We start from the raw sequence: 26,394 nt of genomic DNA on the forward strand, positions 1-26,394 counted from the left end.
CCTAAACCCCACCCTGCCAGACCTTGATCGCCTCCACCGGCCAGATCAGCATCAGCACGTTGAGCGTCAGATTATCGCGGATCACGTAGCCGGTGAAAATCTCGAAGAAAATGGCGATCGCCACCGTCAGCGCCACCGGCGCCCGCGATGCAAAGAAGAAGCCGACGCACATGAAAACGGTGTCCATCGCCGAATTCAGGATGCTGTCGCCGTAATAATCGAGCGCGATCGTCGCCGTGCGGTAGCGGTCGATGATGAGGGGCGAATTCTCCAGCAGCTCCCAGCCGGATTCGATCACCAGCGCCAGGAGCAGCCGTGCCGCCAGCGGCTTGCGGCGGAGGATGAGATATCCGAGGCCGTAAAACAGGAAGCCGTGGATGATATGCGACGGCGTGTACCAGTCGGACAGATGCTGCGAATTGCCGCTGGTATTGACCCCGCCTTCCCACAGCTTGACATAACCGCAGGCGCAGATCGGCACGCGGCCCATCAGATATTCGGTGACGATCTGCGCGACCAGCACCGCAACGCAGGCGACGAACCAGAAACTCTGGTGTCTGACACGATATTCGGCGTCTGCGGCACTCACTTCTCGCCGTCCGTTTCCAAGTTGATACTGTGTTTCAGCACCAGCGGCATCTGCGCCAGCGTAAAGATGATGGTGATCGGCATCGTGCCCCAGACCTTGAAGGCGACCCAGGTATCGTCGGAAAAATTGCGCCAGACGACTTCGTTCAGCACGGCGAGGAACAGAAAGAAGATGCCCCAGCGGATGGTGAGCTTGCGCCAGCCTTCGGCATCGAGCTGAAAAGCGGCGTTGAAGACGTAGCCGAGCAGCGACCGGCCGAAGGCGAGCCCGCCGAGCAGCGCGACGCCGAAGAGCGTGTTGACGATGGTCGGCTTCATCTTGATGAAGGTCTCGTTCTGCAGCCAGATCGACAGTGAGCCAAAGATCACGACGACGATGCCGGAGACGAAGGGCATGATCGGCAGATGGCCGAGCACGATCTTCGAAACGATCAGCGAAAAAACCGTCGCTGCCATGAAGAGCCCGGTTGCGACGAACAGCGGACCGCCAAGTTCCGAAAGAGCAGGAAACCGCTCCACCAGCCACTGGCCGCGCAGATTGGCAAAGAAGAAAATCAACAGCGGCCCGAGCTCCAGCGCCAGCTTCAACAGCGGATGATGCCGGTCGGCCGCGCTCGGGGTGATATCGCTTTCGGTGGTCATGCGTTCGTCAAACCTGCTGTTCCTGAAAACCTGTTCCCGTCATGCCCTGCAGGCTTTCGGCGGCATATCTGTGGCATCATTGGGGAAGTCCGGCAATGGCGTGCGCGAAGTCCTCGGCCTCGAACGGCTCCAGATCGTCGACACCTTCGCCCACGCCGATGAAATAGACCGGCAGCTTGTGCTTGGCGGAGATGGCCACCAGGATGCCGCCGCGCGCCGTGCCGTCGAGCTTGGTCATGATCAGGCCGTTGACGCCGGCGACATTGCGGAAGATCTCGACCTGGCTCAGCGCATTCTGTCCCGTCGTCGCGTCGAGCGTCTGCAGCACGGTGTGCGGCGCATCGGGATCGAGCTTGCCGAGAACGCGCACGATCTTCTCGAGCTCGGCCATCAGCTCGGCCTTGTTCTGCAGGCGGCCGGCCGTATCGACGATCAGCACGTCGCATTTTTTCGCTTTCGCCTGTTCGAAGGCATCATAGGCAAGGCCGGCAGCATCGGCGCCAAGCTTGGTGCCGACGAATTCGGAATTGGTCCGCTCGGCCCAGATCTTCAGCTGCTCGATCGCCGCCGCGCGGAAGGTATCGCCGGCAGCCACCATGACCTTCAGCCCGGCGCCCGAAAGCTTCGCCGCCAGCTTGCCGATCGTCGTCGTCTTGCCGGTGCCGTTGACGCCGACGACGAGGATGACATGCGGCTTGTGCGAGAGATCGAGCTGCAGCGGCTTGGCGACCGGTTTCAAAACCTTGGCGATTTCGGACGCCATGATCCTGCTGACATCCTCGCCGGTGACGTCCTTGCCGTAGCGCTCGGAAGCCAGGGTATCGGTGACGCGCAGCGCCGTCTCGACGCCGAGATCGGCCTGGATCAACAGGTCTTCGAGATCCTGCAGCGTCTCGTCGTCAAGCTTGCGCTTGGTAAAGAGCGCGGTGATCTGACCGGTCAGCTGCGAGGAGGTGCGCGCCAGACCGTTGCGCAGCCGCTGGAACCAGCTGAGTTTCGGCTGCGGGGCAATGGGCTGCGGTTCGACGATTGCCGGGCCGGTGGCGAAGCCTTTGGGAAGAACGGGAGATTCCAGCTTCGGCTGTTCCGCCGCAGTTTCGGAGGAGATACCGTCCGCTGTCCTGCCGGGCATCTCCCCCACAGGGGGCGAGATCGGCTGAATGGAGATGTCTTCTTTTACATCGATCTCAGCAGGAATTTCTTCCGAGAGCGCTTCTGTTACCTCAGCGGTCTCTTCGATCGAAACCGGCGCGTCAGCCTCCGAACGATCTACCCCCTGGTGGGGAAGATATCCCGAAGGGACAGAGAGGGTTTCTTCCGCCTCGCTCTCTGAAATTGCCCGCGTCTCTGCTTCAGCTTCCAGCAGTGAAAGCGGCACCAAGCCGAAATCGCTCATCTGATCCACGGGAGGCAAAGGCAAGGTCTCGTCGACGATGTCCGCTTCCTCGGCCTCACCCTCGCCGACATCGGCCGCTGGTCCGCCGGCCGTATCCATTTCCTCGGGAAGAACGGGATCGTCCGCGATCGGCAGATCTTCGTCACGCGAGTTCGGCTCGAGCTCCCTTTCCACGGCCTCAGGCACCGGCTCTTCAGCCGGCTTGCCGAAGGTGAAGACCTTTTTGATGAAACTGAGCGCCATGAGGATTCCGTGAAAGTCAGGCCGCTGCGGCCGTCAATTGCATGTCGAGATGCTTGCCATTGTGGCCGGTGATGGTGGCCGGCACAAGTTCGCCGGGGCGAAGGCCGGCGGCTGCGACCAACGTGAAGTTCTCCGTATGCGCCAGGCCGTTGTTTTCGACAAGCAGCCATTGCCGGGTTCCGACCATGCCGTCGAGATGGGACTGATGGAGCCTATGTCCAGTGGCGCGCAGCCGGGCGGCGCGATCCTTGACCAGCGACCGGTCGAGCTGCGGCATGCGAGCGGCCGGCGTGCCGGGACGCGGGCTGTAGGGAAAGACATGCAGATGCGCAATGCCGGCCTCTTCGGCGAGCCGCGCGGCATTGCCGAACATCTCTTCCGTCTCTGTCGGGAAGCCGGCGATCATATCGGCGCCGAAGCTCATTTCTGGGCGCAGGCGGCGCGCCTCCGCGATGAAGCGCAGCGCATCGGCGCGTAAATGTCGGCGCTTCATCCGCTTCAGGATCATGTCGTCGCCATGCTGCAGCGACAGATGCAGATGCGGCATGAAGCGCGGCTCGTCGGCGATCAGATCCATCAGATGGGCATCCGCCTCGATGCTGTCGATCGAGGAAAGCCTGAGGCGGCGTATGTCAGGGATCTGCTTCAGAAGCGTCTTCGCCAGAACCCCGAGGGTCGGGGCACCCGGCAGGTCGCCGCCATAGCTGGTGGCGTCGACCCCGGTCAGCACGATCTCGCGGTAACCACTGTCGGCGAGCCTGCGGGCCTGATCGACGACGGCTCCCATCGGCACGGAGCGGGAATTACCGCGGCCATAGGGGATGATGCAGAAGGTGCAGCGGTGGTCGCAGCCGTTCTGCACCTGGATGAAGGCGCGCACATGGCCGTCGATGTGCCTGACCATCTGCGGCGCCGTCGCCTTGACGCTCATGATGTCGTTGACGCGCAGCTTCTCCTGGGCCGAAACGCCGAAATCCGGCAGGCTGCGATAGGAGGCGCTCGAAAGCTTCTCCTCGTTGCCAAGCACGGCATCGACCTCCGGCATGGCGGCGAAGGTCTGTTTTTCCGTCTGCGCGGCACAGCCGGTAACGATGATGCGGGCATGCGGATTGTCGCGCCGCGCCCGGCGGATCGCTTGGCGGGCCTGACGAACGGCCTCGCCGGTCACCGCACAGGTGTTGACCAGCACGGCATTGTTGAGCCCGGCCTTCTCGGCCTGCGCCTTCATCACTTCGGATTCATATGTGTTGAGGCGGCAGCCGAAGGTAATGACCTCGATGCCGCTCACTGCGCCTCGGCTCCCCGGTCCGCATCGCGCGACCAGAGGCCGGTCGCAGGATCGAGCCTGCCCGACCACTCCCACTCGGTCGGACCGGTCATGATGACGTGATCGTCGCGCTCGCGCCATTCGATCGAAAGTGTCGCCGGCGGCTTGGCGCTTGCCACATTGATCGTCACCTTGCGGCCAGTGCGGCCGGTGCGCGCGGCGCTGACGGCGGCAGAACAGGCGGCCGAGCCGCAGGCAAGCGTCAGGCCCGCGCCGCGCTCCCAGGTGCGCGTCGTCATCGATGTCGGCGAGGTCACCTGCGCCAGCGTGATATTGGCCCGCTCGGGAAACATCGGATGGTTTTCGAGCAGCGGTCCGAAGCGGGCGAGGTCATAGGACATCACGTCCCGGTCCACCCAGAAGATCGCATGCGGATTGCCCATCGACATGGCCGACGGCGAATGCAGCACGGGATTGTCGATCGGGCCGATCTGAAGCTCGATGCGGCTGGTATCGTGGAATTCTTCCGAGAGCGGAATCCTGTCCCAATCGAACACCGGCTTTCCCATATCGACGGAGATCGTCCCGTCCTCGTGTTCGACGGCGTTGAGAATGCCGGCGACCGTCTGGAAGGTGAAGGCCTTCCGGCCGGTCTCGGCGGCGAGCGCCTGCACGACGCAGCGTGTGCCGTTGCCGCAGGCCTGCGCCTTCGAGCCGTCGGAATTCAGGATATCGATGAAGGCATCGGTGCCGTCGGCCTTCGGATCATGGATCGCCATGATCTGATCGAACTCGGTTTCAGGATCGGCATTGAGCGCTACGGCTGCCGCGGGCGTCACCTTGTCGGGCCGACCGCGCATGTCGACGACCAGGATCTTGTTGCCAAGCCCGTTCATCCTCGCGAATTCGACCGTTGCGCTCATCATATCATTCCGTCCGTGTTTCCGCTGTATATGGCGGAAATGCGAAGGAATTACCAGTGGGTGAGTGCCGGGCAGCCACTGCCGCCGGCCGCCCCTGCGGGGCAGTCCGGTTCTTACCGCTCAGCACCGTTGGATTGGAAAGACGCCGCATGCGCCTCGACGATGGCGGCGGTGATGACCTTTCTCAGCTCATAGACCAGCGAGCGTGATCGCTTGCGATCCAGATCCTGTGCCGCCTTTGCAAGACTAAGACCTTCGTTCAGAACAATATGATGAGCCCGCGCCAGTGCCCAGCTCTCAATATCAGGATCTATCATTCGATATCTCCGCCGGATCATCCGGCATCAAGGATATTCACGAATCATTTTACAAGATGCACTTAAGTAGAAAGTAGAATCACAAGTGGAATATTTTGCAACTGGCCGATATCGTGATTTTGGGCCGTCAGCCGGAATTTTGACGGCTAACCTATAGGCGAAAGGGCATCCGGCCTTCCGTCAGGCGGCTATTCCACGCATTCGCCTTGACTTTCGCGCCGCTTTCCTGTTTATCGCGCCCAATCCGCGACGAGCCGCATGACTCCGAGCCGCCGACCGGGACATGAGATCCCGGAGGTCAACACCCGACAGCGCGATGCGCCCTCGGGTGCTTTTTGGCTTTGCGTCTTGTTTTCGTCAAGGAAAAGCACGACGTTTCCGGGCAGATCGAACCCGCCCGAAACGTATCAAGGAAGAGCCGATGTTTGAAAACCTCCAGGACCGTCTTGGATCCATTCTGAATGGACTGACAGGCCGTGGCGCGCTTTCGGAAGCCGATGTTTCCGCAGCGCTGCGCGAGGTTCGCCGTGCGCTGCTGGAGGCCGACGTCGCCCTCGATGTCGTACGCTCCTTCACCGACCGCGTGCGTGAAAAGGCTGTCGGCGCCGAGATCCTGAAGTCGATCAAGCCCGGCCAGATGGTCGTCAAGATCGTCCATGACGAACTGATCGAGATGCTCGGCGGCGAAGGCGTTGGCATCGACCTGCACGCGCCCGCTCCCGTCGTCGTCATGATGGTCGGCCTGCAGGGCTCCGGCAAGACGACGACAACTGCCAAGATCGCCCATCGCCTGTCGACGCGCGAAAAGAAGAAAGTGCTGATGGCGTCACTCGACACGCGCCGTCCGGCAGCCCAGGAGCAACTTCGCCAGCTCGGCGCCCAAGCCAGCATCGACACGCTGCCTGTTATATCAGGCCAGTCGCCGACGGATATCGCCGCCCGTGCGGTGCAGGCGGCGAAGCTCGGCGGCCATGACGTCGTCATCCTCGACACCGCCGGCCGCACCCATATCGACGAGCCCTTGATGGTCGAGATGGCCGACATCAAGAAGCGTTCGAACCCGCATGAAATCCTGCTGGTCGCCGACTCGCTGACCGGTCAGGACGCCGTCAACCTCGCCCGTAATTTCGACGAACGCGTCGGCATCACCGGCCTCGTGCTGACCCGTATGGACGGCGACGGCCGCGGCGGTGCCGCCCTTTCGATGCGCGCCGTCACCGGCAAGCCGATCAAGCTGATCGGCGTCGGCGAGAAGATGAGCGAGCTCGAGGAGTTCCATCCCCGCCGCATCGCCGACCGTATCCTCGGCATGGGCGACATCGTCTCGCTGGTCGAGCGCGCAGCAGAGAATATCGACGCCGAGAAGGCGGCCGCCATGGCCGCCAAGATGGCCAAGGGCAAGTTCGATCTCGACGACCTCGCCGATCAACTGCGCCAGATGCAGAAAATGGGCGGCATGGGCGGTATCATGGGCATGATGCCCGGCATGGCTGGTATGAAGGACAAGATGGCCGCCGCCGGCCTCGACGACAAGCTTTTCGGCCGCCAGATCGCCATCATCCAGTCGATGACCAAGGCCGAGCGCGCCAATCCCGACCTGCTCAAGCATTCGCGCAAGAAGCGCATCGCCGCCGGCTCCGGCACCGATGCCGCCGCCATCAACAAGCTTCTGAAGATGCACCGCCAGATGGCCGACATGATGAAGATGATGGGCGGCAAGGGCAAAGGCGGCATGATGAAGCAGATGATGAGCGGCCTTGCCGGCAAGATGGGGCTTGGTGGCGGCATGGGTGGCGGCATGCCCGATCTCTCGAATATCGATCCCCGGCAGCTCGAGGCCCTGCAGAAGCAGGCCGAGGCGGCGGGTCTTGGAAAGCCGGGTGGGGGTATGCCCGGTCTCGGCGGTCTGCCGGGTGGTTTGCCTGGCCTCGGCGGCGCTAAGCTGCCGGGCCTCGGCGGTGGTTTCCCGGGATTGCCCGGTTTGCCGAAGAAGAAGTGAAAGGATCGGTTACCCCATGATTGATCCAGACGTCAAAGCCCAGCTCGCGAGCTATCGCCAGTCGATCGACAATATCGATGCCGCTCTCGTGCACATGCTGGCCGAACGCTTCCGCTGCACCAAGGAAGTCGGCGTGCTGAAGGCCAAATACAATCTGCCGCCGGCCGATCCGGCGCGCGAGGAATACCAGATCGAACGCCTTCGCCAGTTGGCGAAAGCCGCCAATCTGGACCCGGATTTCGCCGAGAAGTTCCTGAACTTCGTCATCAAGGAAGTCATCCGGCATCATGAGCAGATCGCTGCGGATCACGCTGAACAGAGCGCCGCAGCCCGATAACCCTACCGCCTCACGAAGCGGTCAAGAAAAGCCTAAGGAGTAAAGAACATGGCACTGAAAATTCGTCTCGCCCGCGGTGGCTCCAAGAAGCGCCCGTACTACCACGTGGTTCTCGCCGATGCGCGCAGCCCGCGTGACGGCCGCTTCCTCGAAAACCTCGGTTCCTGGAACCCGATGCTCGCCAAGGACGACGAGAAGCGCGTTCAGCTGAACGCCGAGCGCATCAAGCACTGGCTCGACAACGGCGCCCAGCCGACCGACCGCGTCCTGCGCTTCCTCAATGAAGCCGGCGTTGCCAAGCGCGAAGCCAAGAACAACCCGATCAAGGCAAAGCCGGGCAAGCGCGCCCAGGAACGCGCCGCCGAAAAGGCTCAGAAGGCCGCTGACGCCGCCGCTGCTGCTGCCGACGCCGCGGAATAATCGGGACGGTCCCCAATCGAACGGGCGGCATGGCGACATGCCGCCCGTTTTCGTTTCCAATTACCCGCACTTCGGCTATGAGAAACCTGTCTTTCCGGCTTCACATGAAGGAACCCATGACAAAGCTTGAAAACCCCGTTCTGATGGCGACGATCGGCGGCGCACAGGGGCTGCGCGGCGAAGTGCGCGCCAAAGCCTACACCGCCGACCCCACTGCACTCGGCGACTACGGTCACTTGCACAGCATGGACGGACGCAGCTTCGAAATCCTCGAAATCCGCGAGATGAAGAATGTCGTTGTCGTCCGTTTCCGCGGCATCAACGACCGCAACGCCGCCGAGGCGCTGAACGGCCTGGAACTCTACATCGAGCGCGACAATCTGCCCGACGAGGAATTGGAGGACGACGAATTCTACTATGCCGACCTCGAAGGGCTCGAGGCGCGGGACGACCAGGGCGTCAGCTACGGCACTGTCACCGGCGTCTTCGATTTCGGCGCCGGCGATCTCCTGGAGCTCAAGGGTCCGGGCAAGCGCCCGGTGCTGATCCCCTTCTCGGAAGCCTCGGTGCTGGAAATCGACCTCGAAGCCGGCACGCTGCTGATCGATCCTCTGGCGGCGGGGCTAGTCGACGATCCCGAAGAGCTGTCGAAATTCACCCCGGACAAGCCGAAAAAGAAGAAGTGATGGCTTTCCGAGCGAGCGTGCTGACACTCTATCCGGAGATGTTTCCGGGACATCTGGGCTTTTCCCTCGCCGGCAAGGCGATGCAGCGCGGGCAATGGTCGCTGGACGCGGTGCAGATCCGCGATTTCGCCACCGATAAACACCGCACCGTCGACGACACCCCGGCCGGCGGCGGCGCCGGCATGGTGCTGAAACCCGACGTTCTCGCCCGCGCCATCGACAGCACTGGCGAAGACGATACTCGCCCGCGCCTGCTGATGAGCCCACGGGGCCGACCGCTCACACAGCAGCGCGTGCGCGAACTTGCTGCAGGTGACGGCGTCGTTATCGTCTGCGGCCGCTTCGAGGGCGTCGACCAGCGGGTGATCGAAGCCCGCGGACTGGAAGAGGTCTCGGTCGGTGACTACGTGCTGTCGGGCGGCGAGCCGGCGGCGCTGATCGTGCTCGATGCAATCATCCGCATCCTGCCCGGCGTCATGGGCAACGATCTTTCCGGCCTGCACGAGAGCTTCGAAGGCGGACTGCTGGAACATCCGCATTATACGAGGCCGCAGGAGTGGGAAGGCCGGGAAATCCCCTCCATCCTGACATCGGGCAACCACGGCGCCATCGAAAAGTGGCGCCACGAGGAGGCGGTGCAGCTGACGCGGGAGCGGCGGCCGGATCTCTTCGAAAAGGCTGAATCCGAGAAAAGCGGCTGATTCGACCCTCCCCTCCACAAAAATGTCGTGCGAGGGATGACAAGCCCCGGCCTTTCGTGTATTGGCGCACGCGGAAATGGGGTTAGCCCCGTCTGCCAGCAAACAAAGAATGGCGAATCCGCTCCCGCCCCAAAGGGGCAAATCCTGAGGCTGGCCCAAGGGATCCGTGTCGAGCGCTCTGGCTGTTTCAGAAGAACCAAAGGTTAAGACGATGAACATCATTCAGCAGCTCGAGGCCGAACAGGCCGCCAAGATCGAAGCCAAGCGCACCCTCCCCGAATTCTCCCCGGGCGACACCGTCCGCGTCAACGTGAAGGTCACGGAAGGCAACCGTACCCGCGTTCAGGCCTATGAAGGCGTCTGCATCGCCCGCTCCGGCGGCGGCCTGCAGGAAAACTTCACCGTTCGTAAGATCTCCTACGGCGAAGGCGTCGAGCGCGTATTCCCGGTCTACTCGCCGCTGATCGAAAGCGTCGACGTCGTCCGCCGCGGTAAGGTCCGTCGCGCCAAGCTCTATTACCTCCGCGACCGTCGCGGCAAGTCCGCCCGTATCGTTGAAGACACCGGCGTCCGCGCCCGCAAGCTCAACGACGCCGAACGCGCCGCCGTTGCCGAGGAAAAGGCACGCATCGAAGCTGAAAAGGTTGCCGCCGCTCAGGCGCTCGCCGCCGAGAAGGCAGCGGCAGAAGCTGCCGAAGCCAAGGCCGCCGCTGAAGCAGCAGCAGCCGCGGAAACGGCAGCAGAATAAGATCTGCGAAAAATTCTATTTCTGGAAAGGCGGTCTTCGGATCGCCTTTTCTCTTTTTTGCGCACCCGCGCAGCCGGCGGCCTTGCCTCGAACCTATCTTCCGTGACAATTTTCGCTGTCAATTTTGGAGCCACCCCATGCTGTTTCGCCGCACCGTTCTTGCGAGCTTCGCCGCTCTTGCGCTTTCGCCACTGGCCGTATCGGCTGCCGAGCTGCCCGATCTCGGCGGCAAGAGCGTCGTCGTCGTCACCGAGAATGCCTATCCGCCGCTGCAGTTCGTCGATCCGAAATCCGGCAAGGCGATCGGGTGGGAATATGATGCGATGAACGAGATCGCCAAGCGGCTGAACTTCAAGGTCGAATACCAGAACACCAGCTGGGACGCGATGATCCAGGCGGTTTCCGACGGCCAGTACAACATCGGCATGACCGGCATCACCATCAAGGACGACCGCAAACAGAAGGTCGACTTCTCCGATCCCTATATGCGTTCGCAGCAATTCATGCTGGTGCGCGGCGACGAGAAGCGCTTCACCGACGCCAAGAGCTTTGCCGCCTTCAACGACGGCCTGATTGGCGCCCAGCCCGGCACCTCGCCTTTTTATACCGCCGTCTATGAAATCCTCGATGGCAACGAACAGAACCCGCGCATCAAGCTCTTCGAAACCTTCGGCGCAACCGTGCAGGCGCTGAAGACCGGCGACGTCGACCTCGTACTGACCGACAGCGTCGCTGCCAAGGGCTATGTCGATTCCTCGAATGGCGGGCTGAAAGTGGTCGGCGAAGCGCTCGGCACCGAGGATTTCGGCTTTATCTTCCCGAAGGGCTCCGATCTCGTCGCTCCCGTCAATGCCGCCATCGCTGCCCTGAAAGCGGACGGTACTTTTGATGCGCTGAACAAGAAGTGGTTCCTCGACTACAAGATGGGCGAATAGTCCCGAGCGATCGCAGATGGCGCCACAACCATCCCTGCGACATGAGAAGGACGACCGTCCCTGGTGGCTGGCCGTCCTTGTTCTGATCGGTCTCGTTCTTGCCGTCGTTATCATCACCAACGACATTTACACCCAGGTCTTCCGGACCGTCGTGAACGGCGCCGGCATCACCGTGTTCGTGACGCTCGTCGCCTTCATGCTGGCGACAGTGCTCGGTCTCGGCATCGCGCTGCTCGGCCTGGCCGACAGCATCGTGCTGCGCCAGATAGCCCGCTTCTATATCGAGATCATCCGCGGCATCCCGATCCTGGTGCTGCTGTTCTACATCGCTTTCGTCGGCGCGCCGGGTCTTGTCGCGGCCTATAACTTCATCATCACGCCGCTGGTGCCGGCCGGCATTGCCGAACCGATCCTCGTGCGCGACCTGTCGCTGATGTGGCGGGCCATCATCGCGCTGATGATCGGCTATTCCTCCTTTATTGCCGAAATCTTTCGCGCCGGGTTCCAGTCGGTCGATATCGGCCAGATCGAGGCGGCCAAGTCGCTCGGCCTGTCGCGCTACCGCCGCTTCCGGCTCGTCGTCTTCCCGCAGGCGATCAGGGTCATCTTCCCGCCGCTCTCCAACGACTTCGTCTCGATGGTGAAGGATTCGTCTCTCGTCTCGGTTCTCGGGGTGGCCGACATTACCCAGATGGGCAAGGTCTACGCCTCCGGCTCGTTTCGATTCTTCGAGACCTATTCGATCGTCACCTATATCTACCTGATCCTGACGATCGGCCTGTCGCTGGCGCTGCGGCGCATTGAAAAGAAGATGAAGCAGAAGCCGCGCTGAGCCACAGCACGATTCGAATTGCCGTTTCGTTCAAAAATCGCTATATGCGGGCGATGGAATCCAAGTTCAGATGCACTGGCGCGCATATTTTCGTGCTGCAGGACCATTATCGCCTGCCGGCACGGTTCTTTGCATGCGTATCCGGTGCGCTCAACAGCCGACTTCGTTGATCGAATGACGGCCGGCGGAGCCTGATCCGCTTTTTCCGATTTTCCAAAGCATCCAAAAACGGACTTACCGCTATGAGCGCACCGCGTACCCTCTACGACAAGATCTGGGACGACCACCTAGTCGACGAACAGGCCGACGGAACCTGTCTTCTCTACATCGACCGCCACCTGGTCCACGAGGTCACCTCGCCGCAGGCCTTCGAAGGCCTGCGCATGAGCGGCCGCAAGGTCCGCGCGCCGGAAAAGACGCTCGCGGTCGTCGACCACAACGTTCCGACATCGGCCGACCGCCATCTCGGCATCAAGAACGAAGAAAGCCGCATTCAAGTCGAGCAACTCGCCAAGAATGCCGCCGAGTTCAACGTCGAATATTATTCCGAGAACGACAAGCGCCAGGGCATCGTCCACATCATCGGGCCGGAACAGGGCTTCACCCTGCCCGGCATGACGATCGTCTGCGGCGACAGCCACACCTCGACCCACGGCGCCTTCGGCTCGCTCGCTCATGGCATCGGCACGTCTGAGGTCGAGCACGTGCTCGCCACCCAGACGCTGATCCAGAAGAAGGCCAAGAACATGCTGGTGCAGGTCGACGGCCTGCTGCCGGCAGGGGTCACCGCCAAGGACATCGTTCTTGCCATCATCGGCGAGATCGGCACGGCGGGCGGCACCGGCTACGTCATCGAATATGCCGGCGAAGCGATCCGTGCGCTGTCGATGGAAGGCCGTATGACGATCTGCAACATGTCGATCGAAGGCGGCGCCCGCGCCGGCCTGATCGCACCTGATGAGATCACCTTCGAATATATCAAGGGCAAGCCGCGCGCGCCGAAGGGCGAAGCGCTGGAACAGGCGATCGCCTACTGGAAGACACTGCAGTCAGACGAAGGCGCGCATTTCGACCGCGTCGTCAAACTGAACGCCGCCGAACTGCCGCCGATCGTCTCCTGGGGTTCGTCGCCCGAGGACGTCGTCTCGGTCCAGGGCATCGTACCGAATCCCGATGAAATCCAGGACGAAACGAAGCGTGCCTCCAAGTGGCGTGCGCTTGAGTACATGGGCCTCAAGCCGGGCACGCCGATGACCGACATCAACATCGACCGCGTCTTCATCGGCTCCTGCACCAACGGCCGCATCGAAGACCTGCGCGCCGTCGCCAAGGTGGTCGAGGGCAAGACCGTTGCTTCGACCGTCAACGCCATGATCGTTCCGGGCTCCGGTCTTGTGAAGGAACAGGCGGAAGCCGAAGGCCTCGACAAGATCTTCAAGGCTGCCGGCTTCGACTGGCGCGAGCCGGGCTGCTCCATGTGCCTCGCCATGAACGACGACCGCCTGAAGCCGGGCGAACGCTGCGCCTCGACCTCGAACCGCAACTTCGAAGGCCGCCAGGGCTTCAAGGGCCGCACGCACCTCGTCTCGCCGGCCATGGCGGCCGCTGCGGCTATTGCCGGTCACTTCGTCGATATCCGCGAGTGGAACTGATCCGTCACGGCTCGTAAGAGAATGAAAGCCGCCGATGCGCTCTGCGCATCGGCGGCTTCGTATTTCATGGCAGCCGCGTCTCAGTTTTTGGGCATTGTGAATCAGCGGGCGAGCCCGTTTGTGCATGACTCGATTTCCTGATTTCATCCCTTCGGGCAATCGACACCCGAAAATGCCTGTGGCCTCATCGGCATAGGGCGCGATGCGCGACAGATAGCGTTCAGGCTTCGGCGAATTCCGCGCGCCAATAGGGGAATGGCCATGAGGCAGAGAATTGTAAGGCGTTTACTGCGAACCAGCCTGATCGTGTTTACATCGCTGGCATCGATCGAGACCGCCGGCGCCGCGCCGGTCCATCCGGCGATACCGCCGGTCATAACCTCGTCCGGCCTGCTGCAACAGGTCAGGCAAGGCAAGATACCGTCTCTGAATGGATATCGCGGCTATGACAGCGCCCGACCCGGTTATATCAGGAGTTCGAACGGTTACTGGTATCCCACGCGCGCCTTTGACGATTATACCGGCTCGATAAGACGGCCGCAGCGCATGAGCAATAGCTGCGACTACGGCTTTGCCCCGACCAACGGATCGGGCTGCAATTATTGATATCTCGTCATCGGCGGCCGCGGCGAGTGTCTTTCCCCCGGAGCGGCCGCCGATGATCGGAGGGCGGTCAGAAGGCCGCCGTCATCGGGTCCGGGCCCATGCGGGCGCCGGCGCTGTCAAGCTTGGCGATCGCCGCCATGTCATCGGCATCGAGCTTGAAGTCAAACACCTGAAAATTCTCCTCGATGCGCGACGGCGTCACCGACTTCGGGATGACGACGAGGCCGGTGTCGATGTGCCAGCGGATAATGATCTGAGCCGGCGTCTTGCGATGTTTCCTGGCGATCTCGCCGATGACAGGGTTCGAGATGAACTGCCCCTGGCCGAGCGGGCTCCAGGATTCGGTGGCGATACCAAGCTTCTTGTGAACCTCTTGCGCCGCCTTCTGCTGGAAATCGGGATGCAGCTCGATCTGGTTGATAACAGGAACGACGCCGGTTTCGCCGATGATCCGCTCCAGATGTTCCGGATAGAAATTCGACACGCCGATCGAGCGGGCGCGCCCCTCTTCCCTTATGCGCACGAACGCCTTCCAGGTTTCAGTGTAGAGGCCGCGATGCGGCGACGGCCAGTGAACGAGATAGAGGTCGACATAGTCGGAGCCGAGCTTCTTCAGGCTGCCGTCGAAGGCACGCAGCGTATTGTCATAGCCCTGGTCGGTGTTTCTGAGCTTGGTGGTGACGAAGATGTCCTTGCGGTCGAGGCCGGAGGAGCGGATGCCTTCGCCGACACCCTCCTCATTGTCGTAACCGGACGCCGTATCGATATGGCGATAGCCGGCGGCGATGGCCGTGCGCACCGTCGGAGCGGCAATCTCCTGCGGCGTCTGCCAGACACCGAGCCCGACCTGCGGAATGGAATGTCCGTCATGGAAAGTGATGATGGGTTGAGCGGTCACAATATATCTCCGGGAGTTTGAAGAATTGGACGAGGCATGAATTGCGCCCGCACACACGTGGGGCGTCCCGCAACGCATCTCAGCCTGAGCGTTCGGTCACCGGAAAGATATAGGCAGCCGCATCCGGAAGACAATCAGACCACCCTGACAATCGTCCCCTTGCGAAGATGCGGTAGCAGGCGGCGCATGTCGCCGAGGCTCACCGCCACACAGCCGGCCGTCGGCTCATAGCCCGGCCGGATGAGATGGAAGAAAATCGCCGAGCCGCGGTTGCGCGCCCGGCAGGAGATGTTCCAGTCCATCACCAGGCAGACATCGTAGAGCCCGTCGCTGCGCAGCATCTCCTCATGACCGGCGCCGAACGGCGCCCTGACGAGGCGGTTGTAGTTGGCATCGCCGGACTGGTCGCACCAGAGCATGCCGGCGCCGATGCGGCGGATGGGCAGCGCAGTGGCAAGCCGGCCGTTCCGCTCGCCGCGCCGGAAGCCTGACAGCAGCTTCATCGACGTGATCGGCGTGGCGCCATCACCCTCGCGTTTCAGGGCGGTGCGGCCGGAGCGGCCGATCGCGGCAGGCACGATGATCGCGCCGAGCCGGACGATCGCGCGGCTCTTTTTCCCCGGTGCCGGGCGCACCACGACCATCGACGGCCTAACTCTCGGCTTTCGCCTTGCTTTTTCCATTTTTCTCGCATGTCTTGCATTGCCTGAGGCTTTGATTGAAATCATATGCAAACATGCCCGGCAACAGCCCCGCCGGCCGATCCTTGCCAAAGCTGCAATTTGGCGTAGGACTAGGGGACCTAACATGAGGACGCAACGGCATGACCGCACGCACCATTCTTTTGGTGGATGACGACGAGGACCTTCGGCAGACGCTGACGGAGCAGTTGTCGCTTTATGAGGAATTCACGGTTCTGCAGGAAGCCAACGCCGGCAAGGGTGTTGCGACCGCCCGTTCTACGCCGGTCGATCTTTTGATCATGGATGTCGGCCTGCCTGACATGGATGGCCGCGAAGCGGTGAAGCTCCTGCGCAAGGGTGGCTTCAAGTCGCCGATCATCATGCTGACCGGCCATGATACGGATTCCGATACGATCCTCGGCCTTGAAGCCGGCGCCAACGATTATGTCACCAAACCCTTCCGCTTCGCCGTGCTGCTCGCGCGTATCCGCGTGCAGCTGCGTCAGCACGAGCAGAGCGAGGACGCAACCTTTACCGTCGGTCCCTATCTCTTCAAGCCGAGTCAGAAACTGCTGACCACCGACAACGGCCAGAAGATCCGCCTGACGGAAAAGGAAGCGGCAATCATCCGCTATCTCTACCGCGCCGAACAGAAGGTCGTCACCCGCGACGTGCTTCTCGAAGAGGTCTGGGGCTATAATTCCGGCGTGACCACGCATACGCTGGAAACCCACGTCTACCGGCTGCGCCAGAAGATCGAGCGCGATCCCTCCAACGCCGAAATCCTGGTGACGGAAAACGGCGGCTACAAGATCATCCCCTAGAACAGGATGATTTTAGGCCGGCTCGGCCTGAAACCTGAATCCCGTTCTCAATGAAAGAGTCAGAGCATGTCGCCCGAAAACCGCTCACACTTTTCGGCATCATGCTCTAGAGTATTTTGGTTTTCTCCGAATCACGGAAATCCCCTATCTCTTTGTTTTCACGCAGTTCCGCACGCAAACCGCTTCGCAGTTTTGCTGGAAATGCTCTAAGGCGAAATGCCCGCATGGCGCTGACGGACGACATTCATCTGCTCTCGCAGCTTCCGCTGTTCAAGGACATGAGCGAGGACCAGCTGCGACTGATCGCCTTCGGCGCGGACCGGCGCATGATCGCCGCCGGCCAGATGCTGTTTCGCCAGGGCGCGCCGGCCGAGAGCGCCTACGTCGTCCTGAGCGGCAGCCTGGTACTCAGCACGACGAGCAGCGACGGTATGCAGCGGGCCGATGCCGTTGCCGGACCCGGCACGCTGATTTCCGAGCTGGCGCTGGTGACGCTGGTCGAGCGCAAGTTCACCGCGATCGCGCGCGAGGACACGAGCATCATCCGCATCACCCGCGCCCTCTTCCACCGGCTGCTCGAGGAATATCCTGATGCGGCCCGCCTGATCGAAAATCGCATCCGCGACAATCTCGCCGAGCTCGCGGCCAAGGCCGCAAGCCAGTTCCACCGATTCAGCTGATTGCGGTCAGAGATCGAAATGCGCCGTCACCGGCACATGGTCGGAAGGCCGATCCCAGCCGCGGGCTTCCTTCAGGATTTCGATCCGCTTCAGATGCGGCCCGAGATCCGATGACGACCAGATGTGGTCGAGCCGGCGGCCGCGATCGGCCGCTTCCCAGTCCTTGGCGCGATAGCTCCACCAGGTATAGAGCTTCTCGCTGGCCGGCACGTGCTGGCGCATGAGATCGAGCCAGGCGCCGCGCCTCATCACCTCGAGCAGCCCGTCGGTTTCGACAGGCGTATGGCTGACGATCTTCAGCAGCTGCTTGTGCGACCAGACATCGTGTTCCAACGGCGCGATGTTGAGGTCGCCGACCAGGATGGCCGAGGTATTGGTCTCGCCATTGGCCTTCAAGAGCTTCATCTCCTCGATGAAATCGAGTTTATGGCCGAATTTCGGATTGATCGTCCGGTCCGGCTCGTCGCCGCCAGCCGGGACGTAGAAATTATGCAGCCGAATGCGGCGGTTGCCGCGTTCGAAGATCGCCGATATGTGGCGGGCGTCGCCGACGCCGCAGTAATCCTGCCGATGATCTTCGGTCAGCGGAATGCGCGAGGCGATCGCCACCCCGTGATAACCCTTCTGACCGTGGATGATGATGTGATCATAGCCCATGGCCCGCAAGGGCGCGGCGGGAAAGAGCTCGTTCGGCACCTTGGTTTCCTGCAGGCAGAGAATGTCAGGCCTGTGCTTGAGAACGAGCTGCTCGACGATCGGCATGCGCAGCCGTACCGAATTGATATTCCAGGTGGTAACCGAAAAGCTCATGCGGCAAGCCCTTTCACGCTTTCATGAAAGGGCTTTAGAACAAAGGCGAACCGGAGGGAACCGGGCCGCGTGCAAAAGCGTCAGGAGATCAACCGAAAAACCTCAGAGCATGATGCCGAAAAGTGTAAGCGGTTTTCGGCCGACATCATGCTCTAGCTCTTTAATTTAGCAGGATTCAGATTTTGGGCCTCCAGCCTAAAATGATCCTGTTCTAGTCGCGCGACTGCGGCGTGCCGGGAATGCTTTCATAGGGAACCCGGAAGACGCGATCATCGAACTGCATACCGGTCTTGACATTGAAGATCATCACCGAAGTGTCCTTGCCCTGATTGTCGGTGATCGTCCACTGACGCAGGTCATAGGTTTTCGGGTCGAACATCATGGTGATGGTCGAGTTTCCGAACACCGTATTGTTGCCGAGCGCGATGGTCGTCAGGTCCGACTCTTCCTTGACGCCCTTCACCATGCCGGCTGACAGATCGATATGCTGCGCCAGCAGCAGGCTGAGCGGCGTCTTGGAGAGCGGATAGAGATCCCAGGTCTTGAGCTTGGTATTGCCGATGGCGACATTCTTGCCGTCGGCGATCACTCGCATCGGCGACGGGTCGTCGTAGTTGAAACGCAGCTTGCCGGGACGCTGGATGAAAAACTTGCCGCCGGTCTGCTCGCCGCGCGGCCCGAACTGCACGAATTCGCCCTGCATCGTCGTGACGCCGGAGAAATGGTCGGCAATGGCCTGCGCCGTGCCAGAGGCGGGCGCGGCCGCCTGCGCGAGGGCGCCGAAGGGAATGGCGCTTGCCATCGCAGCAACGGCGAAAGCGCCGAGAAGATCGCGCCGCGTCATCGTCAGGCCGGAGAGGAAGGAATCGGAGTTACGCATCTAAATCTCCTTTATGCGATCTGCATGCTGCCGAAAGGCGGCGTCTTCAAGGCGTTGCGATCGGCCAGCGAGAGGAAACGGCTTTGCTGCGATCAGGTTTCCGCAAAAGCGGCCCTATCTGAAATATATGGCTGTTATCTCAGCGGTCGAGGATGTCGTCTTCTGTCGGAACGAGGATTTCGCGTTTGCCGGCATGGTTGGCCGGCCCGATGATGCCCTCCTTCTCCATCCGCTCGATCAGCGAGGCGGCTCTGTTGTAGCCGATGCCGAGCCGGCGCTGCACGTAGGAGGTGGAGGCCTTGCCGTCACGGAGCACGACGGCGACGGCCTGATCATAGGGATCTTCCGAATCCGAAAGGTTCGACGTGCCGGCCGGGCCGCCACCGCCGCCATAATCGCCATCCTCGTCGTCATCGGCGGTGATCGCATCGAGATATTGCGGCGAGCCCTGCGTCTTCAGGTAGGATACGATCTCTTCGACCTCGACATCCGAGACGAACGGGCCGTGCACGCGCTGGATGCGCCCGCCGCCGGCCATGTAGAGCATGTCGCCCATGCCGAGCAGCTGCTCAGCGCCCTGTTCGCCGAGAATGGTACGGCTGTCGATCTTCGAGGTCACCTGGAAGGAGATGCGGGTCGGGAAGTTCGCCTTGATCGTGCCGGTGATGACATCGACCGAGGGGCGCTGCGTCGCCATGATCACATGGATGCCGGCCGCACGCGCCATCTGCGCCAGGCGCTGGACGGCGCCTTCGATATCCTTGCCGGCGACCATCATCAGGTCGGCCATTTCGTCGATGATGACGACGATATAGGGCATCGGCCGGAGGTCGAATTCCTCGGTCTCGTACATCGCTTCGCCGGTATGGCGGTCGAAGCCGGTCTGCACCGTGCGCGAAATTACCTCGCCCTTCGACAAGGCCTGTTCGACACGGGTGTTGAAGCCGTCGATATTGCGCACGCCGATTTTAGACATCTTCTTGTAGCGCTCTTCCATCTCGCGGACGGTCCATTTCAGCGCGACGACGGCCTTCTTCGGATCGGTGACGACAGGCGAAAGCAGGTGCGGGATCCCGTCATAGACCGAGAGTTCGAGCATCTTCGGATCGATCATGATCAGCCGGCACTGTTCCGGCGTCATGCGGTAGAGCAGCGACAGGATCATCGTATTGATAGCGACCGATTTGCCCGAGCCGGTGGTGCCGGCGACGAGCAGATGCGGCATCTTGGCGAGGTCGGCGATGACGGCTTCGCCGCCGATCGTCTTGCCGAGCGCCATCGCGAGCTTGGCCTTGCTGCCGTCGAAATCCCGGGAGGCGATCAATTCGCGCAGAAAGACGGTCTCGCGCGTCTGGTTCGGCAGTTCGATGCCGATCGCATTGCGGCCGGGAACGACAGCGACGCGGGCGGCAATGGCGCTCATCGAGCGGGCGATATCGTCGGCGAGGCCGATGACGCGCGACGACTTGATGCCGGGCGCCGGCTCCAGTTCGTACAGTGTAACGACGGGGCCTGGACGGACGTGAATGATCTCACCCTTGACGCCGAAATCTTCGAGCACGCCCTCAAGCATGCGGGCATTCTGCTCCAGCGCGTCGGCCGACAGCGTCGAATCGCGGACCACGTTCCTCGGCTCCGCGAGCAGATGCATCGACGGCAGCTGAAAGCCTTCGGGACGAATGAACGAACCCTGGGCTTCGCGCTCGACGCGGACGCCGGGTTTTGGCCGCGAGATCGCAGGCACAACGCGAGGCTCCGGCTTGCCGGCGGTTTTCGCCGGTGCGCGGATCATCCAGTCATCGTCATCGTCATCGGGCAGGATATCGGCCGGACGCGGCGGCATGTCGGTATCGAACGGCGGATCGTCGTCCTCATCCTCGTCGTCGACGGAAAGCGACGGCGCGGCGACAACGCGCCGCGGCGAGGCCGCCCTTGCCCCCATTGATGGCTCCATCGACGGTTCCATGCGCTCGCCGCGCACCGCCGGCGCCTTGGCGCGGACTGGTTCGTTCAGCGTGCCGAACTCATCATCGTTGAAATCATACGGCGATTCGAAATCGCCCTGGCGCCGCTTGCGCGGTCCCATGCCGAAGAGCCGGCGCAGCCGCCCTTGGCTCATATACCAGGCATGGGTCATCGCGCCGCTGAAGGCGACCCAGCGCGACTCGTCCTCGTCGTCCTCGTCGCCGACGACCCGCGCCTTGCTTGTCGTCTCGACGTAATCGTCTTCGATTTCGTCATCCGCTTCGCTGCGGCCGACGAGGCCCGAGGCAAACAGCATCATCCAGGCGGTCGGCACGGCAAAGATGCAGCCGACGACCATGGCAAAGGTGCCGGTGGGATAGGCGCCGACGAACAGTGCCGGAAAACGGAGGATCATATCGCCGACGACGCCGCCGATGCCGTTCGGGATCGGCCAGGTGAGCGGCGGCGGGAAACAGCCGATGACGGCGGAAGACAAAATCGAACCGGCAAGCCAGGCGCCGATGCGGGCGGGAATGCAGTTGAAGTTGCGGCCCGAGATCATCGTCAGCGCCCAGGCGACGATCGGCAGCATCGAAACGACGCTGGCAAGCCCGAGGAACTGCATGACGATATCGGCAAAGGCAGCGCCGCTGTAGCCGAGGATATTCGTCGGCAGGTTGGCGGTGGCGTAGGAATAGCTCGGATCCGCGACGTTCCAGGTCGCCAGCGCCGCGACGCAGAACGCCAGCAGCAGAAAGATCGCAAAGCCGATGAGCGCCTGGATCTGCCGCAGCATGAATGCCGAGAAGGAGAACCGATCCGGACGGCCATCCATCGCCGGCGACGTGCTTCTTGCCATGTGTCTAACCCGTCCACTGCCTGAGGGCATGCGAATCACCGAAGCTTCGCCATGCCAAAATGCGTCCGCTCTACCTAACCAGAGCCGGGTTAAAGCGATGTTAACCATGCGTGCCGGGACGGGCATCCAGCCCAGAAAAAGAAAAAAGCCCGAACCTTGGAAGGTCCGGGCCAAATGCGGCTTATGGTTAGATAGGCCGCGACGGGCCGTGAAGCGGCGCCCGTCTGCCGGGCGCCGCAAGCTTTATGATCAGGAGGCGTGGTAGGCGGCTTCGCCGTGGGTCGAAAGGTCGAGACCTTCGCGCTCGGCTTCGACGCTCACGCGCAGGCCGATGACGACGTCGACGATCTTGTAGAGGATCGCCGAGCCGATGCCCGACCACAGCAGCGTCGTCAGCACGCCCTTGGCCTGGGCGAGCACCTGGGTTGCCGTGCCGGCATAGGAGGCAGCGAAATCGGCCGTCGAATAATCGACGATGCCTGCGCCGCCCAGCGCCGGATTGACGAGGATACCGGTCCCGAGAGCGCCGAGGATGCCGCCGACGCAATGCACGCCGAAGACGTCGAGGCTGTCGTCGTAGTTGAACTTGTTCTTCACGACGTCGACGAAGAAGTAGCAGACCGGCGATACGATCAGGCCGAGAACGATCGAACCCATCGGGCCGGCAAAACCTGCCGCCGGCGTGATGGCGACGAGACCGGCGACGGCGCCCGAAGCACCGCCGAGCATGGAAGCCTTGCCGCGAGCGAGGCTTTCAACGATGCACCAGGACACCGCGGCGGCAGCCGTCGCGACGAAGGTGTTGATAAAGGCAAGTGAAGCATAGCCATTGGCTTCGAGGTTAGAGCCGGCGTTGAAGCCGAACCAGCCGACCCAGAGCAGCGATGCGCCGACCATGGTCAGCGTCATCGAATGCGGAGCCATGATTTCCTTCTTATAGCCCGTACGCTTGCCGAGCATGATGGCGCCGACGAGGCCGGCAATACCGGCATTGATGTGAACGACCGTGCCGCCGGCGAAGTCGATCGCGCCGTAGGAGAAGATCAGGCCGGCCGGCGAGGTGTAGGAGCTCGGACCGCCCCAGAACCAGACCATGTGCGCCATCGGGAAGTAGATGAAGGTCACCCAGAGCACGACGAAGAGCATGACGGCCGAGAACTTGACGCGCTCGGCGAATGCGCCGACGATCAGGCCGGGCGTGATGCAGGCGAAGGTCATCTGGAAGACGATGAAGGTGTATTCCGGAATGGCGACGCCCTTCGAGAAGGTTTCGGCGAGCGACGAGGTGTTGACGCCGGCCAGGAACGCCTTGGAGAAGCCACCGACGAAGCTGTTCAGCGAGCCGCCGTCGGTAAAGGCGAGCGAATAGCCGTAGGTCACCCAGAGCAGCGCCACGACGGCGGTGATCATGAACACCTGCATGAGCACGGACAGCATGTTCTTGGCGCGGACGAGACCGCCGTAGAACAGCGCAAGGCCGGGGATGGTCATCAGCAGGACGAGTGCCGAGGAGATGAGCATCCAGGCATTGTCACCCTTATCCATGGTGAAGGCCGGAGCGGCGGCAGCGGTAGTGGCGGCGGCCGGCGCAGCCTCCTGCGCGAAAGCGACAACCGGCGCCAGAAGCGCGGCCGAAGCTGCGCAGATCAGCGCAAAGGGGGAAGAAAACTTCGAAGTCGACATTGAAAAAAGCTCCTTGATCTGCCGCTTACAGCGCTTCTGAATCGGTTTCGCCCGTACGGATGCGCACGGCATGATCGATCGAATAGACGAAAATCTTGCCGTCGCCGATCTGGCCGGTCTTGGCAGACGCCGCGATGGCTTCGACCGCCCGGTCGACGAGTTCCGATGCAACGGCGATTTCGATCTTGAGCTTCGGCAGGAAGCTGACGGCGTATTCAGTGCCGCGATAGATTTCCGTATGCCCCTTCTGGCGACCGTAGCCCTTCACTTCGGTTACGGTCAGGCCCTGAATGCCGATCGCCGTCAGGGCTTCGCGGACCTCATCGAGCTTGAACGGCTTGATAATAGCCATCACAATTTTCATCTGGTTTCCCATCCTTCGTTATCCTCGGCGCGGAGCCGACTCTCCTTGCCGCTGACGTTCCTGAACAGCGACCGGCGATATACATTCAAAGGACGTGCCAGATTCGTGGCGCGATATAAGTTATTGAATAATAAAGATTAAAATAGATGGCGCCAATAAACAGGCAGATGATTGACCAATAAGCGCACAAATAATGCCCAAATTTCGAAATATGCCTATTATTTATTCATTTGCCTTTTTACGAATCAAACCCTCCTGGGCGACCGAGGCGATAAGCAGTCCCGACCGGGTAAACAGGCTCCCGCGTGTCAGCCCCCTGGCGCCCGAAGCCGACGGGCTATCCTGCGTATAGAGCAGCCAGTCGTCGAGCTTGCAGGGCCGATGGAACCACATGGAGTGATCGAGGCTCGCCACTTGCAGGCTCTGATCGAAGATGGACGTACCATGCGCATAAAGCGACGTGTCGAGCAGCGTCATGTCGGAGAGATAGGCAAGGACTGCCGCCTGGTAGCGCCGATCGTCGGGAACCGGCCCGGTCGCCCGCACCCAGACGTCCTGCCGGGGATCGAGCTTCCTGTCGGAGAAGTAATGAGTCAGCGAGACAGGGCGGATCTCGATCGGCCGCTCGCGCTGCCAGTATGCCCGGATCGCCTCCGGTGCATGCGCGAGATACTGTTCCTTGATCTGCTGCTCGCCGAGCAGCGCCTCCGGCATCGGCATCTCGGGCATGCCGATCTGGTGGTCGAAGCCTGGCTCTTCCAGCTGGAAAGAGGCCGACAGCGCGAAGATCGCCCTGCCGTGCTGGATCGCCACGACGCGCCTGGTATTGAAGCTCGATCCGTCGCGGATGCGCTCCACCTGATAGATGATCGGCACCGAGGGATCGCCGGGCCGCATGAAATAGGCGTGCAGCGAATGGACGAAACGCTCGGCCTCGATGGTGCGCTGCGCCGCCATCAGCGCCTGGCCGATCACTTGCCCGCCGAAGACCCGCTGCCAGCCCGCCTGAGGGCTGCGGCCGCGGAAGATATCGACCTCGATCGGCTCCAAGTCGAGCGTCGAAAGCAACCCCTCCATCGCCGAAGGCCCTGATGTCTCGCGCGTCATTTTGTATGCCTCCCGGCGGTAGGAAGTGAAGTGGCGATGATCTATATAGATCACATCTGAGGCACAAGGTACGGGAGCGGCGTGATGCTTGATATGCTGGTTGTGGGCGGGGGCTATGTCGGCCTTTCCGCTGCCGTTGCGGTCAAGCAGGCAGCCCCGCATCTGAAAGTCTCGGTGGTCGAGGCCGCGCCCGAGCACGTGTGGAAAAACGATGCGCGCGCTTCCGCCGTCATCGCCGCAGCCGTGAAGATGCTCGAAATCTTCGGCATCTGGACCGAGATCGCGCCGGAAGCTCAGCCGATCACCAAGATGATCGTCACCGATTCAAGAACCTCGGACCCGGTGCGCCCGGTTTTCCTCACTTTCGACGGCGAAGTGGCCGAAGGCCGGCCCTTCGCGCACATGATCCCGAACGTCGTCATGGTCGCGGCCCTGCGCGGCGCCTGCGAACGGCTCGGCATCGACATTCGCCACGGGCTCGGCGCGACGGAGCTCAAAACCGAGGACAGCCATGCCAGCGTCACGCTTTCGGATGGCAGCATGTTGGAATCACGGCTGGTGGTGGCCTGCGACGGCGTACGCTCGAAGCTGCGTGATCTCGCCGGCATCAGGACCGTCACCTGGGACTACGGCCAGTCCGGTATTGTTGCTACGGTCGAGCACGAGCGATCGCATGAGGGCTGCGCCGAGGAGCATTTCCTGCCGGCCGGCCCCTTCGCCATCCTGCCGCTCAAGAACAACCGTTCTTCGCTGGTCTGGACCGAGCGCACGCATGATGCCGAGCGGCTGGTCGCCGCCGACGAGCTGGTCTTCGAGGAGGAGCTAGAACGCCGCTTCGGCCACAAGCTCGGGGCGCTGAAGGTGATCGGCGGCAAACGCGCCCTTCCGCTCGGTCTGACGCTCGCCCGCGCCTTCGTCGCACCGCGTTTTGCGCTCGCCGGCGACGCCGCCCACGGCATCCATCCGATATCGGGACAAGGCCTGAACCTCGGCTTCAAGGATGTGGCGGCGCTGGCCGAAACCATCGTCGAAGCCGATCGTCTCGGCCTCGATATCGGTTCGATCAACATTCTCGAGCGCTACCAGACTTGGCGGCGCTTCGACACCTTCCGCATGGGCGTGACGACCGACGTGCTGAACCGGCTCTTCTCCAATGACGCAATGCCGATCCGCGTCGCCCGCGATGTCGGTCTCGGCATTGTCGACCGGCTGCCGCGCCTTAAATCCTTCTTCATCGGCCAGGCGGCCGGAACGACGGCGAAGGACAATCCGCGCCTGCTGGCCGGCGAAGCGATTTGACTTTGTTTTCACGCAACTCCCGGCAAAAGCGCTTCGCGCTTTGCCTGGGA

General features: G+C 62.0%; 27 protein-coding genes. 13 read left to right on the plus strand and 14 right to left on the minus strand.

Annotated elements, in window-relative coordinates; translation table 11 throughout:
- Nucleotide 1: 1 nt before the first annotated feature.
- From AMC88_RS20765 to AMC88_RS20790, 6 genes are all read right to left on the minus strand, one after another.
- A complete protein-coding gene (locus AMC88_RS20765; RefSeq protein WP_012485533.1) occupies nucleotides 2–589 on the minus strand; it encodes a DUF2585 domain-containing protein in 588 nt (195 codons plus the stop codon).
- Entirely contained in the window at nucleotides 586–1,230 is a 645-nt protein-coding gene (locus AMC88_RS20770; protein ID WP_012485534.1) for a septation protein A, read from the minus strand. The genes AMC88_RS20765 and AMC88_RS20770 overlap by 4 nt, the downstream gene beginning before the upstream one ends.
- Nucleotides 1,231–1,306: 76 nt before the next feature.
- Nucleotides 1,307–2,869, minus strand: coding sequence for a signal recognition particle-docking protein FtsY (gene ftsY / locus AMC88_RS20775; protein ID WP_064825733.1), 1,563 nt, complete (start codon nucleotides 2,867–2,869; stop codon nucleotides 1,307–1,309).
- Nucleotides 2,870–2,885: 16 nt separating this feature from the next.
- Complete coding sequence (gene mtaB / locus AMC88_RS20780; RefSeq protein ID WP_064825734.1) at nucleotides 2,886–4,157, minus strand: tRNA (N(6)-L-threonylcarbamoyladenosine(37)-C(2))-methylthiotransferase MtaB; 1,272 nt, start codon at nucleotides 4,155–4,157, stop codon at nucleotides 2,886–2,888.
- Entirely contained in the window at nucleotides 4,154–5,059 is a 906-nt protein-coding gene (gene dapF / locus AMC88_RS20785) for a diaminopimelate epimerase (RefSeq protein ID WP_064825870.1), read from the minus strand. Before dapF ends, mtaB begins: the two co-directional genes overlap by 4 nt.
- Before the next feature lie 113 nt (nucleotides 5,060–5,172).
- Nucleotides 5,173–5,397, minus strand: a complete 225-nt coding sequence (locus AMC88_RS20790; RefSeq protein WP_029531878.1) for a hypothetical protein — start codon at nucleotides 5,395–5,397, stop codon at nucleotides 5,173–5,175.
- Nucleotides 5,398–5,797: 400 nt separating this feature from the next.
- On the opposite strand from AMC88_RS20790, the gene ffh reads away from it, so the two are divergent.
- The 10 genes from ffh (at nucleotide 5,798) to AMC88_RS20840 (ending at nucleotide 14,292) form a co-directional block, all read left to right on the plus strand.
- The gene (gene ffh, locus AMC88_RS20795; RefSeq protein WP_037142134.1) at nucleotides 5,798–7,375 is read left to right on the plus strand and encodes a signal recognition particle protein; all 1,578 of its coding nucleotides are present in this window, start codon (nucleotides 5,798–5,800) and stop codon (nucleotides 7,373–7,375) included.
- A gap of 16 nt (nucleotides 7,376–7,391) precedes the next feature.
- Nucleotides 7,392–7,712: a chorismate mutase gene (locus AMC88_RS20800; RefSeq protein WP_011427149.1), complete on the plus strand. Its 321-nt coding sequence runs from the start codon at nucleotides 7,392–7,394 to the stop codon at nucleotides 7,710–7,712.
- A gap of 48 nt (nucleotides 7,713–7,760) precedes the next feature.
- Nucleotides 7,761–8,132 (plus strand): 30S ribosomal protein S16, encoded by a 372-nt coding sequence (rpsP, locus tag AMC88_RS20805; protein ID WP_012485541.1) that lies wholly within the window; start codon nucleotides 7,761–7,763, stop codon nucleotides 8,130–8,132.
- Nucleotides 8,133–8,248: 116 nt separating this feature from the next.
- Entirely contained in the window at nucleotides 8,249–8,818 is a 570-nt protein-coding gene (gene rimM / locus AMC88_RS20810; protein WP_029531877.1) for a ribosome maturation factor RimM, read from the plus strand.
- Nucleotides 8,818–9,519, plus strand: a complete 702-nt coding sequence (trmD, locus tag AMC88_RS20815) for a tRNA (guanosine(37)-N1)-methyltransferase TrmD (RefSeq protein ID WP_064825735.1) — start codon at nucleotides 8,818–8,820, stop codon at nucleotides 9,517–9,519. Before rimM ends, trmD begins: the two co-directional genes overlap by 1 nt.
- A gap of 211 nt (nucleotides 9,520–9,730) precedes the next feature.
- The gene (gene rplS, locus AMC88_RS20820) at nucleotides 9,731–10,267 is read left to right on the plus strand and encodes a 50S ribosomal protein L19 (RefSeq protein ID WP_012485544.1); all 537 of its coding nucleotides are present in this window, start codon (nucleotides 9,731–9,733) and stop codon (nucleotides 10,265–10,267) included.
- A gap of 137 nt (nucleotides 10,268–10,404) precedes the next feature.
- Entirely contained in the window at nucleotides 10,405–11,202 is a 798-nt protein-coding gene (locus AMC88_RS20825) for a basic amino acid ABC transporter substrate-binding protein (protein WP_012485545.1), read from the plus strand.
- Between the two features lie 16 nt (nucleotides 11,203–11,218).
- Entirely contained in the window at nucleotides 11,219–12,034 is an 816-nt protein-coding gene (locus tag AMC88_RS20830; RefSeq protein WP_064825736.1) for an amino acid ABC transporter permease, read from the plus strand.
- A 242-nt stretch (nucleotides 12,035–12,276) separates the two neighbouring features.
- Entirely contained in the window at nucleotides 12,277–13,686 is a 1,410-nt protein-coding gene (leuC, locus tag AMC88_RS20835; RefSeq protein ID WP_064825737.1) for a 3-isopropylmalate dehydratase large subunit, read from the plus strand.
- 261 nt (nucleotides 13,687–13,947) lie between these two features.
- Nucleotides 13,948–14,292 (plus strand): hypothetical protein, encoded by a 345-nt coding sequence (locus AMC88_RS20840; protein ID WP_064825871.1) that lies wholly within the window; start codon nucleotides 13,948–13,950, stop codon nucleotides 14,290–14,292.
- Between the two features lie 67 nt (nucleotides 14,293–14,359).
- Here the strand turns inward: AMC88_RS20840 and AMC88_RS20845 are convergent, their stop codons facing one another.
- Nucleotides 14,360–15,190, minus strand: coding sequence for an aldo/keto reductase (locus tag AMC88_RS20845; protein WP_029531875.1), 831 nt, complete (start codon nucleotides 15,188–15,190; stop codon nucleotides 14,360–14,362).
- Between the two features lie 134 nt (nucleotides 15,191–15,324).
- Complete coding sequence (locus AMC88_RS20850; protein WP_016736323.1) at nucleotides 15,325–15,834, minus strand: L,D-transpeptidase family protein; 510 nt, start codon at nucleotides 15,832–15,834, stop codon at nucleotides 15,325–15,327.
- Between the two features lie 179 nt (nucleotides 15,835–16,013).
- Between AMC88_RS20850 and AMC88_RS20855 the strand changes: the two genes are divergently transcribed.
- Both AMC88_RS20855 and AMC88_RS20860 read left to right on the plus strand, forming a co-directional pair.
- Nucleotides 16,014–16,697 carry a response regulator transcription factor gene (locus AMC88_RS20855; RefSeq protein WP_004676820.1) on the plus strand — a complete coding sequence of 228 codons (684 nt, stop codon included), beginning with the start codon at nucleotides 16,014–16,016 and terminating at the stop codon, nucleotides 16,695–16,697.
- A gap of 224 nt (nucleotides 16,698–16,921) precedes the next feature.
- A complete protein-coding gene (locus AMC88_RS20860; RefSeq protein ID WP_012485551.1) occupies nucleotides 16,922–17,377 on the plus strand; it encodes a cyclic nucleotide-binding domain-containing protein in 456 nt (151 codons plus the stop codon).
- A gap of 6 nt (nucleotides 17,378–17,383) precedes the next feature.
- Here the strand turns inward: AMC88_RS20860 and AMC88_RS20865 are convergent, their stop codons facing one another.
- The 6 genes from AMC88_RS20865 to tesB all read right to left on the minus strand — a co-directional run bounded on the left by AMC88_RS20865 (nucleotide 17,384) and on the right by tesB (nucleotide 25,045).
- Entirely contained in the window at nucleotides 17,384–18,187 is an 804-nt protein-coding gene (locus AMC88_RS20865; protein ID WP_064825738.1) for an exodeoxyribonuclease III, read from the minus strand.
- A gap of 211 nt (nucleotides 18,188–18,398) precedes the next feature.
- Entirely contained in the window at nucleotides 18,399–19,067 is a 669-nt protein-coding gene (locus tag AMC88_RS20870) for an outer membrane lipoprotein carrier protein LolA (RefSeq protein WP_004676810.1), read from the minus strand.
- Nucleotides 19,068–19,206: 139 nt separating this feature from the next.
- Nucleotides 19,207–21,891 carry an FtsK/SpoIIIE family DNA translocase gene (locus AMC88_RS20875; RefSeq protein WP_064825739.1) on the minus strand — a complete coding sequence of 895 codons (2,685 nt, stop codon included), beginning with the start codon at nucleotides 21,889–21,891 and terminating at the stop codon, nucleotides 19,207–19,209.
- Nucleotides 21,892–22,140: 249 nt separating this feature from the next.
- Nucleotides 22,141–23,574, minus strand: a complete 1,434-nt coding sequence (locus tag AMC88_RS20880; RefSeq protein WP_012485555.1) for an ammonium transporter — start codon at nucleotides 23,572–23,574, stop codon at nucleotides 22,141–22,143.
- A 25-nt stretch (nucleotides 23,575–23,599) separates the two neighbouring features.
- Nucleotides 23,600–23,950: a P-II family nitrogen regulator gene (locus AMC88_RS20885; protein ID WP_003543684.1), complete on the minus strand. Its 351-nt coding sequence runs from the start codon at nucleotides 23,948–23,950 to the stop codon at nucleotides 23,600–23,602.
- 210 nt (nucleotides 23,951–24,160) lie between these two features.
- A complete protein-coding gene (tesB, locus tag AMC88_RS20890) occupies nucleotides 24,161–25,045 on the minus strand; it encodes an acyl-CoA thioesterase II (RefSeq protein WP_064825740.1) in 885 nt (294 codons plus the stop codon).
- Nucleotides 25,046–25,129: 84 nt separating this feature from the next.
- On the opposite strand from tesB, the gene AMC88_RS20895 reads away from it, so the two are divergent.
- On the plus strand, nucleotides 25,130–26,344 hold the full coding sequence (locus AMC88_RS20895; protein WP_064825741.1) for a ubiquinone biosynthesis hydroxylase: 1,215 nt from the start codon (nucleotides 25,130–25,132) through the stop codon (nucleotides 26,342–26,344).
- Nucleotides 26,345–26,394 lie beyond the last annotated feature (50 nt).

This window comes from Rhizobium phaseoli (assembly GCF_001664385.1).
In the GTDB taxonomy this organism is placed as follows: Bacteria; Pseudomonadota; Alphaproteobacteria; order Rhizobiales; family Rhizobiaceae; genus Rhizobium; species Rhizobium phaseoli.